General features: G+C 59.6%; 7 protein-coding genes, 4 pseudogenes and 1 other annotated feature. Of the genes and pseudogenes, 8 read left to right on the top strand and 3 right to left on the bottom strand.

Annotated features, from left to right (window positions below; translation table 11 throughout):
* The first annotated feature begins 199 nt into the window (after positions 1 to 199).
* The 4 pseudogenes from istA to MFF58_RS00855 form a co-directional block, all read left to right on the top strand.
* Positions 200 to 1,464: pseudogene (gene istA, locus MFF58_RS00870) on the top strand (IS21 family transposase).
* Positions 1,461 to 2,328, top strand: a pseudogene (istB, locus tag MFF58_RS00865) (IS21-like element helper ATPase IstB). Before istA ends, istB begins: the two co-directional pseudogenes overlap by 4 nt.
* Before the next feature lie 107 nt (positions 2,329 to 2,435).
* A pseudogene (locus MFF58_RS00860) lies at positions 2,436 to 2,957 on the top strand (transposase family protein); the annotation flags it as partial.
* Positions 2,958 to 3,013: 56 nt separating this feature from the next.
* A pseudogene (locus MFF58_RS00855) lies at positions 3,014 to 3,687 on the top strand (IS3 family transposase); the annotation flags it as partial.
* Positions 3,295 to 3,411, top strand: a sequence feature (AL1L pseudoknot). Its footprint overlaps the pseudogene before it by 117 nt.
* A gap of 217 nt (positions 3,688 to 3,904) precedes the next feature.
* Here MFF58_RS00855 and MFF58_RS00850 read toward each other — a convergent pair.
* The 3 genes from MFF58_RS00850 to MFF58_RS00840 form a co-directional block, all read right to left on the bottom strand.
* Positions 3,905 to 5,152: an O-antigen ligase family protein gene (locus MFF58_RS00850; protein WP_238284675.1), complete on the bottom strand. Its 1,248-nt coding sequence runs from the start codon at positions 5,150 to 5,152 to the stop codon at positions 3,905 to 3,907.
* A 127-nt stretch (positions 5,153 to 5,279) separates the two neighbouring features.
* Positions 5,280 to 6,548, bottom strand: coding sequence for a GumC family protein (locus MFF58_RS00845; protein WP_238284674.1), 1,269 nt, complete (start codon positions 6,546 to 6,548; stop codon positions 5,280 to 5,282).
* Between the two features lie 493 nt (positions 6,549 to 7,041).
* On the bottom strand, positions 7,042 to 7,686 hold the full coding sequence (locus tag MFF58_RS00840; protein WP_238284673.1) for a hypothetical protein: 645 nt from the start codon (positions 7,684 to 7,686) through the stop codon (positions 7,042 to 7,044).
* Between the two features lie 406 nt (positions 7,687 to 8,092).
* On the opposite strand from MFF58_RS00840, the gene MFF58_RS00835 reads away from it, so the two are divergent.
* The 4 genes from MFF58_RS00835 to MFF58_RS00820 all read left to right on the top strand — a co-directional run bounded on the left by MFF58_RS00835 (position 8,093) and on the right by MFF58_RS00820 (position 13,997).
* Entirely contained in the window at positions 8,093 to 8,398 is a 306-nt protein-coding gene (locus MFF58_RS00835; protein ID WP_238284672.1) for a DUF6894 family protein, read from the top strand.
* Between the two features lie 425 nt (positions 8,399 to 8,823).
* Positions 8,824 to 9,609, top strand: a complete 786-nt coding sequence (locus MFF58_RS00830) for a lysozyme (protein WP_238284671.1) — start codon at positions 8,824 to 8,826, stop codon at positions 9,607 to 9,609.
* Positions 9,610 to 9,644: 35 nt separating this feature from the next.
* Positions 9,645 to 10,538: a M48 family metalloprotease gene (locus tag MFF58_RS00825; protein WP_238284670.1), complete on the top strand. Its 894-nt coding sequence runs from the start codon at positions 9,645 to 9,647 to the stop codon at positions 10,536 to 10,538.
* A gap of 801 nt (positions 10,539 to 11,339) precedes the next feature.
* Positions 11,340 to 13,997, top strand: coding sequence for an MHYT domain-containing protein (locus MFF58_RS00820; RefSeq protein ID WP_238284669.1), 2,658 nt, complete (start codon positions 11,340 to 11,342; stop codon positions 13,995 to 13,997).
* Positions 13,998 to 14,128 lie beyond the last annotated feature (131 nt).

Here is a 14,128-nt window from a genome sequence, read left to right as displayed (position 1 = left end):
GATGAGCGATCAAAGCTTAGGCGTTACGGTTCGACGGTGTGCGCCGTGTCAGCGGGCGTTGAATACTCCCTGATTGTGGGCATCGAAAATTCCCTCGTCGGTGCCCTGGCCTGAGTGCGCGGAGGGCACCCCGCGCTCTCAGGCTTATCCATCCTGCGCCACCATGCCGGCCGATGCGTATCGGTCGGGAGCGACGAGGATGGTCCTGCTGGGAGAACTCCTCATGATCCTCGACCTGCACCGACAGGGGCTGTCGGTCACCGCCATCGCCCGCCGGACAGGGCGTGATCCGAAGACGGTCCGGAAGTACATCGAGCGCGGCCTCGAACCACCGGCCTACGGTCCCCGCCAAGCCGGACGCCCGAGCAAGCTCGCCCCCTACCTCGTCTACCTGCGCGAGCGCGTCACGGCCTTCCCCGATCTCAGCGCCGTGCGCCTGACCCGCGAGCTGCGGGAGCGCGGCTATACTGGGGCCTACACCGCCGTGAAGCGGTTCGTCGCCGCGACCCGTCCGCCCGAGGCCAAGCCCTACGAGGTTCGCTTCGAGACCCCCGCCGGCCAGCAGGCGCAGGTCGACTTCGCTCGCTTCGTGGTCACCTTCACGGACGCACCGGGCGCGAGCTGCATCGTCTGGCTGTTCTCGCTCGTGCTCGGCCATTCCCGGCACATCGAGGCGCGCTTCGTCCTGCATCAGGACCTGCAGACCCTGATGCGCTGTCACATGCAGGCGTTTGCCGCGATCGCCGGGAGCCGATCGAGACCCTCTACGATCGCATGAAGACCGCGGTCACCGGCGAGGAGGCGGACGGCCACATCGTCTACAATCGATCCCTGCTGGCGCTGGCCAAACATTACGGCTTCCTGCCGCGTGCCTGCCGACCCTACCGGGCCAAGACGAAGGGCAAGGTCGAACGGCCGTTCTCCTACATCCGCCAGGACTTCTTCGTTGCCCGCTCCTTCCGCGATCTCGACGACCTGAACCTCCAACTCCGGACTTGGCTCGACACCATCGCCAACGTCCGCCTGCACGGCACCACGCAGCGGGTCGTCTCAGAGGCCTTCGCCGCCGAGAAGCCCGAGCTGCAGCCGCTGCCCGCCGTGCCCTTCGACGTCCTGCTCAAGCTCGAACGGCGCGTCAGCAACGACGGCCTCGTCTCGATCGGCGGCAACTACTACAGCGTGCCGGATCGGACGCGGCGGGTCGTCGAGGTGCACCAGTTGCCCGACACGATCCGTATCCTCGACGGCGGCCGGCTCGTGGCGAGCCACCCGATCCTGGACGGCCGACGACAGTACCGCGTCGATCCCGGCCATCGGCAAAGTGCGGCCGCCCGGGCCATGCGGCACGGCCATCCCGACAGCCTGACGATCGGCCGCCGTGGCGATCACGTCGCGCAGCGCTCCCTGGCCGTCTACCAAGCCGTCGGCGAGCGGCTCGCTGCTGGGATCGGGGTCCGGTCATGACCCGCACCACTCCCGCCCATGCCGCGACGACTCTCGACAGGATCAAGCACAGCCTGGTCGGCTTGCGCATGCCGCAAGCCCTTGAAGTCCTCGACGCCACGGTCCGGCGCATCGAGCAGGGCGAGATCGATGGGATCACCGCCCTCGACGAGATCCTGATGGAGGAACTGACGCTGCGCGAGAACCGCCGGGTGAAGACCGCCCTGCTGGTCGCACGCCTGACCACGATCAAGACGCTCGCCGGCTTCGACTTCACCTTCCAGCCCTCCCTCGGCGGAGCGGATCATGGCGCTGGCGGAGCTGACCTTCATCGACCGGGCCGAGGTCGTCCATCTCCTCGGGCCGCCCGGCACCGGCAAGAGCCATTTGGCCACGGCACTTGCCGTCGAGGCTGTGAAGGCCGGGCGCAGCGTGGTGTTCTCGACGCTGGCCGAGCTGATCGCCTCGCTGGCCAAAGCCGAGCGCGACGGCGCGTTGTGCGAGCGGATCCGCTACCTCAGCCGGGCCTCGCTCCTGGTCGTCGACGAGATCGGCTACCTGCCCGTCGTCCCGGGCGGGGGCAACCTGTTCTTCCAGCTCGTCAACGCGCGCTATGAGAAGGGAGCGATGATCCTGACCTCGAACCGCGGCTTTGCCGAATGGGGTGAGGTGTTCGGTGATCCCGTCGTGGCCACGGCCCTGCTCGACCGCCTGCTGCATCACGTCGTCGTCATCCAGATCGAAGGGGCAAGCTACCGACTGCGCCAGCACGGCGATCTCATCCCCGAGCACGTCCGTTCTAAGGCGCTGATCACCCCGCCGCCGGTTCCACGACGCCGCGGCCGGCCACCCAAGAAGGCGACCCTTGATCATATCGCCGGCTGATCACCGATCACCATCGAACCCGCCGGGTAGGGAATTTTGAAAGCCCATAATTGCGGAGACTTGGGCGCCCGTTGACAGCGCCGCCAGTCTGCCAGGCGGGAGCGCTGATGCTCGCCATCGATCCCCAGGCCCGCACGACCCCGGCCGTGCGTACAAGATCGCCCGCTCGCACGAAAGCTCCGGCGTGCTGGCCAAGCGCTCTGGCGTCTCGGCCGAGACCATCCGCAAGTGGTGCAAACGCGGTCCCGATGCGTGCCAGGACCGCTCGGCGCGCTCCCACAAGCTTGCGTGGCGCGCTCCGCCCCTCTACCGGCTTTCCTCTCGACGTGCTGACCTTCGTGGTCAGCCACTTCCTGCCATGCCTGAACCGCGACGCGGTCTACCGCATCCTCAAGGCCGAGGGCCTCAACCGGCTGCCGCCGGCCGAGAAGGCCCGCAAGCCGCATGGCAGCTTCAAGGATTACGAGGTCGGCTTCATCCACGTCGACGTGAAGCACCTGCGCAAGTTGCAAGATCGCGACCGCGTCTCGCGCAAACGCTACCTGTACGTCGCCATCGACCGGGCCTCCCGCTACGTGCATCTCGCCGTCAAGGATGACGAGACCACCGCCTCGGCGGTGGCCTTCCTCACGGACTGAACCGCACCGAGTTTCCCGGAGACTCCAAATCTTTCGAGGATGGAGCCATGACGAAGCGAATCCCACCGTTTTCCTCTGAAGTCCGCGAGCGTGCGGTGCGGATGGTGCTGGAGCACTAGGGCGAGCACGACTCTCAGTACGGCGCGATCCGCTTGATCGCGGCCAAGATCGGTTGCTCGGGCGAGACGCTGCGCAACTGGGTCCGACAGGCCGAGCGCGACAAAAGCGTTCGAGCCGGGCCGACCACGGACGAGCGTGAGCGGATCAAGGCCCTGGAGCGGGAGGTGCGCGAACTCTGGCAAGCCAACGAGATCCTGAGAAAGGCGCCCACGTATTTTGCCCAGGCGGAGCTCGACCGCCGGTTCAAGTCATGATCGCTTTAATCGACGAGAATCGTCAGACCTACGGGGTCGAGCCGATCTGCAGGGCCCTGCCGATCGCCCCATCGACGTACCATGCCTATGCGGCGCGGCGGGCCGATCCCGGCAGGCTGCCGGCTCGGGCCAAGCGCGATGCGATGCTAATGTCTGAGATCCGGCGCGTCTACGAGGCAAGCTTCCAGGTCTACGGCGTGCGCAAGGTCTGGCGGCAACTCGCCCGCGAGGGGATCGTGGTCGCGCGCTGCATGGTGGCCCGGCTGATGCAGACGCTGGGCTTAGCCGGCGTCGTCCGGGGGCGACGGGTTCGCACCACCGTTCTCGACCCGGCTGCGGCCTGCCCATGCTCTGGCCCCGAGAGTACCTCAGCCGCGGTGCCTAAACCCGACCCGCTGCCTAGCTGGTCAGACAGGGTGCACACCACTGAGCCAGTACCAACGGGTGGTGGATCACACGGTCGGTTCGACGGCTTCCGCCGCGTGCCTGTCCGCTAAGAGCGATGCGCCGACATTTACGATGCTTTCGCCAGCCGCGCTTCCAAACCCATTACATTTAACCAAATCAGTCTGTCCCGTTTGACGCGTTAAAATTGTCTGATTGTTTTGGTGTCCACGCTAGAAAAACTACAAGCAGTGAGATAATAGGAGCATATGCTATGTAACCTCCCATGAAAAAATAAACTACACCTAAGCTTAAACAGATAAAGAACGGAGTGTTTCTGCAAAAACTTAAGAAGTAGAATATATATATGATAAATCCAAGCGCGCCGTACTCGAAGAAGATTTTGCCCCATGTGGGATCTGTGATTTGGAAAGGCGCAAAGACGTCTTGTGGTATAATTTGCCCAGGGCCAACCCCAAAAAATGTGGGAAAGACTCCAAAATCGAGCTGACGTTCTATCACCCAAAAAATGGCGATGAAACGTGCGTGCGCACTGGTATTAGGCAGAAATACTTCGGTCACACGTTTCGTGAGAAACTCCGAGTCAATAAACTGCAAAAAAATAGTAACAAAGACCAGCAGAGCAGTGCAATAAATGAAACTTTTGAATGAAGCTCTGAAAATCAAATAAATAGGCAGGACAATGAATAACATCACCACGCCCGTGCCAGAATAACTAACCAGTAATCCCATGAGATAGCACAATAGATATAACGGCCGTTGTCGCTTTATGATTTCAAAAAAAACAGCCAAAGACAAAAACTGATTGAATATAGATGGTTCTGGAAAGAACACACCATTGCTTTTTATTATTGGACTATCCCAATCGAGAGGATTTAAGTTGTTAAAACCTTTTAGATAAATTTCCTGAGGCAAGTTATAGTCCAGAAAAAATGAGTATTCACGATTTATAACAAACTGGGAAAAGTATTGAATTACGGCTAAAACTGAAACAAGGAACATGCTGTTGCAATAAAAATCAAAAACATCAGATATCTTGAAATCTTGCCTAACACTTGTGACTAACACCGATTGACAGGCAACTACATATGCAAGAGATGAAATCGTATTTTCTTTACAAAATATGCTGCTGAAACACCCTATCCCACCGAATATGGAAAACAGAAAAACGCTGGTTCGGCTGATAAGCAAATCCCCGCGCCATAATCCGGCAAGTGTGGCTAACAATAGTATCGGCAGAACTAGAGGTATGACACCTGACGTCCCCGGGAATGAAAACTTTTGGAAAAAAATCGAAGATATTAAGATGACTTTGATATAGGTTATAACTGTGTTGGAACGACTTGCGTCTGATAAGCTGCAATTTTTGACTGACATTGTCACCGGTATACTTTCCATCACCGTCACCCAACCTCGATAATTTACGAAGCAGTCACAGTACACAATTCTATAACCAAAAATTCCTGAAATCGCACAAGTGAATATTTACCATTATTGTCATCCCTGCAAATGATATTCAAAATCTGAATTTATATCACGCTGACCGCCCTTCCTCTTTAAGCCAGTCCACCGCTATTGCTGTTGCCAGACCAACCATCAATCCTAGTGCAACGCCCAGTATTAATGTAACGGATGACTTCGGCCAGATCGGCTGGAGTGGCGGAACTGCCACTTGCATAATTTGCAAATTCGATAAGCTCTCGGTGGATCTGAGTGACTTCTCCACCTCCGCTTCAGTATTCCTCTTGGAGATCATAAGCAAGTCGGTCTCAGCTTTGGTAACATCGCGCTTCAATCCATTATAAACCTCTTCTTGAGTCGACAGATAAGATAGTTTATCGCTGATAGATTTTACTCTTTCGGATTGTTTTTTCTTAAGTTCTTCAAGACCAGCAAGTTCAGCGTTCGAGGAGACAAGTTTCTGCGCAGAGTCTTGAAAAATACGAATATGAAGGAGTGGCGGATCTGAACTAGACTGATCGCTTAATCTTATGGACGTATTGGCCAATGCTTGTTGAGAAGATCCATATATTTCAGGAGGTAAAACTAACTTGCTTTTCAGGGCTGCAATCTGCATTTTCAGAGATGCAATCTCACCGAGTGCCTTGCCAATGAGTCCATCAGTTGAAGCAAGTTCTGTCGACGTAGAGTCGAGGCGCTCTAGCAACAATTTCTTTTCATCGGCGATGGCGAATATCCGATGAGATTGTTCGTAAGCTCGTAGGCGCATCGCGGCTTCTTTTAACTCCTCTTTATATTTGAGGGATTCCTTTGAGAAGAAATCTGGCGCTCCCGAAATTAGGTTGAGTTCAAGGTGCTTTTCCCTTAACGCTGTGGAAACAGCATCTGCCATGTCAGCTGCGAAAACTGGATTTTTATCCCTAAACGTCACTTTAATCAAATTAGTATTCGGCTCAGATAGCACGCGTAGATTGCTAGTAACAAACAATTCGATAAGGCGATTTTGCGGTATATCTGACTGAAATTGACCTGGTTCTCGCTGCTTAACGAACTCCAATGCATTTGAAATTTGGATTGCGCGTTGGATTACTGAGGGACTTTGCGCTATTTGAGACTCAGTTTTCAGCATCTGTTCGCGCATGGCCACCGTAACTTGTTCTCGTCCAGCGCCTTCCATGCTAACAGCCGGGTTGCCGCTTAGCAAAAGCCAGGTTGAAGCTTCGTACGTTTTAGGGTAATATTTTTGAAATAACACCGATGAGATGAAAACAGCGATAACTGGCAAAATGAATGAAAGTTTTCGTCGCCAGAGAAGTTCTTGAATAGCAGAAAGCGTCATCATGAGATGCCCTGATCATGTTTTGCAAAAGGTAGGATAGTTTGTTCTAGAGGCATTGGCAACTTAGGGCCTGTCTTCGATATGTCCTGTGCAGCCAGGCGGGACTTCGCATGGGCGCTGTCGAGTAGGGACGAACACTGTTGGGCGCGTCAGAGACGGCCGTCTCCGAAGTTTATTGTAGTGGTATCCTTGGAACTGAGCGGCAAGATCGGCTTTTTTTGGGCGTTAGGTCGAGAACACTCTTCAAGATCTCCGCTGCGATAGCTTCGCGTATATGCGACTGTTGCTGCCCTTTGAAGACCGAACAGGGACTCCTGGGTTGATTGGGCGATAAACTCGCGCTGCAAGCGGTAGCATGGTCGCTTCGAAGAAGCCTTCAGAGCCGGCTGAGCGGCCGCATTGGGCGCATTTCCGACATAGGGTCTCGCACCGCCGAGTAGTTCGTCGGCCGGCAACACCCAACGCGCCGCCGGCCAGCTTTGTGATCTGACCGCGATCAGGCGTCGGCTGCCGCCGCAGCATTCGGGTGCAACAAGGCCATCTCATCGCGTCGGCGCACCAGCAGCGGCAGATCCGGCCAATCGCGCCACTGCAGCGTGAACTCGCCGCCGGGTTTCGAGGCGACGACGATGGCTTCGTACCAACCATCCTCGTCGCCCTCGGTGATCAACACGAGGCTGCCGATCGCGATGCCCGCCCAGCTGCGCGGGTAGCGGGGATCGGCCGGGCCCGACCCGCCAAAGCAGCCGTCGTGGCCGTCAACGGGCTTCTCAGGGCTCTGTGCGGCTAATCTGATATTGGCGGTGGTGGATCTCGCAGATTCGCCGGCGAGGGCTTGCAGGCGCTCGTACACCTCCCTAGCGACGAACGGCACGTAGGCGCGACCCGAGCTGAACACCCGGCCCTGTGGCAGTTCAGCGGCAGTCGAGCGCTGAGCATCGTCGCACAGCGCGAGGGCAGGGAAGCCGATGGTCTCGGCCGCCTTCGTGGCTAGGCTCACATCGGGAGTAGGAAACCAAGCGGCGTGAGGCTTGCCGCCCTTGTCGGCGCCGAACACGATGAGCGCCGGCGTGGGCTTGACCAGTGGGCTCTCGGCCGGTGTGAGTGCGCCCTTGGACTTTGTAGCGGTGGCTGCGGTCATAACAGGCTCCAGAAATGCGAAGGGGGCCTCGGATGAGGCCCCCTTGGGATGGTTGCGGATGGCTGAGAGCAGCACGGAAAGCCGGTGGATCGACCTCGGCGGTCCGGCATCAGCGTGGGTGATGGGTGCCTCATGGCGGCCCTCGATGAAGGCCACCAAGCGGCGGCCCGAAGCCTAAGTATCAGATTATATTCCTATTTGTCAATGTGAGCCCAGCCGAGGCGCAGTGCTCGACGCTGCCAGCCGACCCCGCAACGGTGAGTAACAGTCGTTGCCTTCAGCGATCGTGTAAGTACGGCTTTAAGCCTGCTCACCGCTCATGACACGCAGGGCGAACAATGCGACACTACCTCTAACAAGAACAAACAACGGTAACGCCGATCAACGAGGGGGCGAGGAGGAACCCGTGCCGCACTATTTCTTCGACGTTCAATCCCCGCGAGGGGTAATGTGCCTGGATCATCAGGGGCTCGATTGCTCCGATGACACGGCCGCGCTGGCACTCGCGCGCCACGGCGACGGCTTTACCTCAGCAGGCGACTGCGAGTGCAATCCGCAGCTGAAGAGCTACCGTTTCGCCGTAGCGGATGCCGACCGCCACCTGCTCTTCACCGTGCCATTCACGGACCTGCTTCCGGATGAGGAACCTGCTGCAGCAGTTCGGAAGCGCCGCCCTCAAGCTTCATCGAGGCGGCCAGGCGCGCCAGAATGAGGGTGGCCTGTCGGCGTCATCTGTGAGTGGACAGAAGGTTCAGCTCACCACCGACTGCGGAAAAGCCAAACGATGGATTTCCAGCCCGCAGTGAGGCCCCTGCGTCTCACACGCGACCAGTGAGGTCAAAGCAGCGCTGGCCGTGTCATAGCAGCCGAGAAGATCCTGCTTCAAGGTGATTGCGAAACCGCCTCATGCGGCCGCGCGGTCCAAGCGGGTGATAAAGGAAGACGACCCTCGCGCCCCTCAGTTGATGACGCTCGTCCCTCGGCATAGCTGTCACCCACTGCAGCCGCTTTCGACCCATTGCAGACCCTCAGAAGGTCTGCTTCGCGGCAGCTTGTTGTGTACGCCGTTGACGGGCACTGGGGTGCGTGAAACAGTCTGGTGAAAACTTTGCTGTCTCATTGAAGTCGGAGGTAATCGTGACGAGAGTGCTCTGCTTTAGCATTAGCTTCGTCCTATTCGCTTCTGTCGCGTACAGCCAAGACTTTCCCGATGTACCCGCTAAGATCACATCTCAATTCGCGATTACACTACTGGAGGGAAGAGAGTCTAACAGCCTTGGAGCGGCTCCACCTTCAACTGGGGCTCGGACCATATCTAGCCTCGGATTGGCGCTTATAATTGATTTCGAGGGGGCCGTTAAAAAGGGAAATACTCACATTCCTTACAATGACGCGGCCGGATATTGCACGATTGGTTACGGTCGGCTGCTCAAGAAGGACCGCTGTGGGAATATAAGCCTTGATGTCTTGAAGGATGGGATCAGCGAGGACCAAGCAGTCGCGTTTTTGAAGGAAGATCTCTCGTTCGCGAGCTTGGCTGTTAGAAAGACTGCTTTGTACAAAGAGGATAAAGATGGAGATGGTAGGCGGGATGCCATCGAAACTAATATTGATCAATTTTCTGCTCTCGTGTCATTCATCTTCAATGTCGGGGAAGGTAATTTTTCGAAATCAACACTTCTCCGTCATATGCAAAGGGATCGGAATGATCTGGCAGCGCGTGAGTTCATGAGGTGGGTTCGCTCGAACGGAACGATCTACGAGGGTCTTATTGCCCGACGCGAATGTGAGCAGACTCTATTTCGGGGAGCTTTGACCTTCGGTAATAACGGCAAGTTCACGCGCTCGAATTGCTCGTCCCTCGGGATCGCGTCCACGGCCGGCGACCTGATCGATATCAAAACCGGCGAGCCAACTCCATGAACGCGCAAGTTTTTGGCCGGATCTCATGCCTCCTGATGGCCACGGCCTTGTTCGTACAATTGCCTTGGTCCGCCGCTGCCGCCGTGGCAGATGTGAAGGTCTGTCTTGAGGAGCACGCCACAGGAAAAATCACTGGAAGTGCGAAGGTCAGCGATACTGTTCCTGATGCAGAGGAACTTCTGCGAACCGTCGGCTCATATTTTGGGATGGATCGTGATATCTCGATTATATCATGTGGTATGATTGAAAAGGTCGAGTCGTGGGCGGCAAGTGCTCCGGACATGACTCAAGAACTTAGCTCGGTCGGAGTCAAGCCCGGAAGATATATTGTATACAACCCGACATGGGTACGGGAAGTAATCGGCAACGATCGAGATCAGGCCATCTTTGTATTTGGGCATGAGTTCGGACATTTCGTTCGGGGACACTTTTTTGAAAGAAGGGAGGTTGCGCGGGATAGGAAAGAACTTGAAGCAGATCAGTTTGGTGGATGTGCTACAGCAAGGATGAAAAGCAACTGGTCGTCGGTTCAGAGCCTTGTGTCGCGTTTACGTCCAAGCAGAGGAGACGGGTTCTATCCATCGGCCGAAGATTCTGTCGCCGTTGTGAAAGAAGGGTTCGAGGGCTGCGACGGGAGCGTCGTTCGTATGTGTCGCGTTCCCGATAACGGCGTCGCCTCGTGGGGTTTCCAAAAGACGATTGATAAGGCGTCGAATTGGAGAGGAGGTGGAGGCAACCAGCCTGGATATTGTGCTGAAGCTATAGCTGAGTTGAAATCATCTTACCCTAAAGCCTACGAGTTTGAAGTAGTCACCTCCAATGAGACCGAACGGGATACTTGTAGGCCTTTTCGGTGCATTGAGCGAAAGTACTACTGCACCGTAAATGTGAAAGGTGACCCTACATATCTTGAAGCATCCTGCAAATAATACCTGTCGATATTCGATCGCCGCTGGCCGTTAGCATGCTGTCGCTGTAGGTTATTGCCATCTCGGCGGCCCGCGTAGATCAACGTTCGCAATAGGTCGGATGCGGAACGTCCGCTTCGCGCCGGAAGGCCAAAGTCCGGCTACCACCCTTCTCGGACGTTCGATCCGGCCGCTTCCATTGTGTCGTGGCAGGCGTCAGCATGGCTGCCGGATCCCTAAGGTCCCAGCGTCACCGCGCGGTCCTTGAGGTGATGGGCGGGAGCCTGTTCATGGCCGGTCTCGGGTTTGCAGGCGCAGACTTCGTGCTGGCATCCTGATTCGGCAGGGCCCTGAACGCTGCCGACTTTCGGCTCTGGCGTAGGCTTGAGTGCCTCGGCGAAGAGGCGTCGTTGACCTCCACGCCCGTCCCAAGCCCGTGCCCAGGGCAACCCGGTGGGCGTGGATGCATGCTTCTTGCGTTGTCTCGGCGTCGGGTCCTCCTCTCGACCTCCACGCCCGTCCCCTTGTGTGCCCCCTACCTCAGTCGGGCGGGCGTGGATGCCTTCACAAACTTGGCGACGGCAACTGACACAACGGCCGGATCGCCGGCACGCTGCTGGTGTAGTAGGCGAAGCCGATTGCTGGCGGCCCAGAACCGCTCAGTTTCAGACGTCGCACACGCCGAACCACACCGCTGCAGTGCTCAGCCTCCACGACGTGATACGGTGACCACGATCCGCGCGCCATCGTTGCCGGCTGGAAGATTGCCGCAACACCGCTCGGATTCCGAGATAAAGTTCCGGCGACATCATCGGGACTTCTATGATCCATACCGGCTACGACCCCGCCCTCTTCGCGCTCTCCATCGCCATCGCGGTGTTCGGCTCATACACGGCCCTCGACCTCGGGGGGCGCGTCCGTGGGGCAGCGACCGGCCTGCGTTGGGCCTGGGTCGCGGCCGCCTCGCTCGCCATGGGTGGGGGGATCTGGGCGATGCATTTCGTCGGCATGCTCGCCTTCGAGATGGGCATGCCGGCGGCCTACGACCTCGGGATCACCGTGGCGTCCCTGGTGTTGGCTATCGCGGCCACGGGCGCGGCCTTCACCTGGGTCAGCCGCCAGGACGCCGCGCCGCGCGACGTCCTCGTCAGCGGTCCGCTGATGGGCGTCGGCGTCGCGGCCATGCACTACACCGGCATGGCGGCGATGCGGGTGCCGGGCAACCTCGCCTACAGTCTGCCCGTGGTCGTCGCATCGGTGGCCATCGCAGTGACCGCCGCGACCGCCGCGCTGTGGCTGACCTTCCGGCAGAACAGCGTCTGGCAGAAGCTCGCGGCCGCCGTGGTTATGGGCCTCGCGGTCGCGGGTATGCACTACACCGGCATGGCCGCGGCGACCTTCACGGCGGAGGATCTCGGGGCTCACGCCGCCCACGCCGCCGGCGTCGACGTCAGCCAACAGAACCTCGCCTTGTACGTCTCTGGCGCGACCTTCACGATCCTATTTATGGCCATCGTGGCCGCGTCCTTCGACCAGCAACGGGTGCAGCGCCACCTCCACGCCAGCCAGGGCCGCTTCCGAGCCGCGGCAGAGGCAGTCGGCGACATCATCTGGACCGCCGACGCTCGCGGCGCGATGACCGGGCCTCAGCTGTACTGGCAGGCGTACACCGGTCAGTCCGAGGAAGAGTGCCAGGGCACCGGATGGGCGCAAGCCGTGCATCCCGAGGACGTCGAGCCGACCAAAGCTGCGTGGCGTGAAGCTGTCGCGGAGGACAGGGGCTACGAGCTCCGGCACCGCGTGCGCAACCGGGACGGCGTGTACCGCCTATTCGCGGTGAAGGGGCGCCCGGTGCGCAACGCGGACGGGACAATCCGCGAATGGGTCGGCGTGCACTCTGACATAACCGAGCGCGAGGCGTTCGAGGCCGCCCTACGTGAAGCCAGGGATGAGGCCGAGGAACACAGCCGTGCCAAAAGCCGCTTTCTGGCCAACATGAGCCACGAGCTGCGCACGCCGCTATCTGCGGTGATCGGCTACTCGGAGATGCTGGAGGAGGAGGCGGAGGAGCTCGGCCAAGATAGCCTCCTGAAGGACCTCGGTAAGATCAAGTCGAACGCCCAGCACCTGCTCGGGCTGATCAACGACGTGCTCGACTTGTCCAAGGTCGAGGCCGAGAAGATGGAGCTCTACCCGGAAGACATCGACGTCGCCGAGTTCGTGCGCGACGCCGCCGGGACGGTCGACGCGCTGGTCGCAAAGAAGGGCAACACCCTCGTCGTAGAGGTCGCAGAGGACGTAGGACGGGCCCGCACGGACGCGGTGAAGCTGCGCCAGTGCTTGTTCAACCTGCTCTCGAACGCGGCCAAGTTCACCGAGGCCGGCACCATCGCCCTCGGGGTCGGCCGCGAGGCGGACGTCGGCGGCAACTGGCTCCGCTTCACCGTGGAGGACACCGGCATCGGCATGAGCCCCGAACAGGTCGGGCGCCTGTTCGAGCGCTTCACCCAGGCCGACGAGAGCACCACGCGCAACTACGGCGGCACCGGCCTTGGGCTGGCGCTGAGCCGTGCCTTGGCCCAGCTCCTCGGCGGCGACATCACCGTAACCAGCGTCGAGGGCCGCGGCACGTGCTTCGCCCTCGTCGTACCGGCGACGCTTTTGAAGGTGCCCGACGGGGGCGTCGCGGTCGAGCCCGCGTTTGAGGAAGGGCACGGCGAGCCGGGTCGCGGCCTTGTGCTGGTCATCGACGACGAGGCGAGCCAGCGCGAATTGATGACCCGATTCCTCGCCCGGCAGGGGTTCTCGGTGCGCACGGCCGCCGACGGTAAGACGGGTCTGGAGATGGCCCGTAGCCTGACGCCGCGGGTGATCCTGCTCGACGTGATGATGCCGGAAGTGGACGGCTGGACGGTACTGGCGACCCTGAAGAGCGAGGAGGCCACGCGGGACATCCCGGTGGTCATGATAAGCTTCGTGGCCGACGCAGCGCTGAGCGCGTCCCTCGGTGCGGCGGACGCGTTGCCGAAGCCGGTGGATTGGGGACGGCTCAAGGGCGTCCTCGACCGGGTCGGACGTGGGGCCGGCGACATCCTCGTTGTCGACGACGACGCCGACATGCGGGCACGCCTCCGGAGCGTCCTCGAACGCAACGGCTGGTCGGTGCGCGAGGCCGGAGACGGGGCCGAGGCCCTTGAGCGCATGGCTGAGGATAGGCCCCGGCTGGTGCTGCTTGACCTGACGATGCCCGTGATGGACGGGTTCACGTTCCTTCGCGAGATGCGGGGGCGACCCGGCTGCGAAGAGATCCCGGTCGTCGTCCTCAGCGCGCGGGACGTGTCGGGAGAGGAGCGCCGCAGGCTGGCTGGGGCGGACCGGGTGCTGCGCAAGGGTGACGCCAGCCTTCAGGACCTCGCCGCAGAGGTCGTCCGGCTCGGGCAGGTATCGGAACGCCAAGGCACCCCGCAGGCTTCGGCCTGACCGAACGGCGCCGCGATGGCTCCGTCGTCGTTCGCGAGGCGTCCCATAGGCGCTGAATACATGCCGGAGCTGACCGGAATCGTGGCGAGCACGATCGGCAGAGCGTCGAAGCGCCAGGGCTTCCACTCGGG

This window comes from Methylobacterium longum (genome assembly GCF_022179385.1).
GTDB classification, from domain to species: domain Bacteria; phylum Pseudomonadota; class Alphaproteobacteria; order Rhizobiales; family Beijerinckiaceae; genus Methylobacterium; species Methylobacterium longum.
This window is presented reverse-complemented; position numbering and strand designations above follow the sequence as displayed.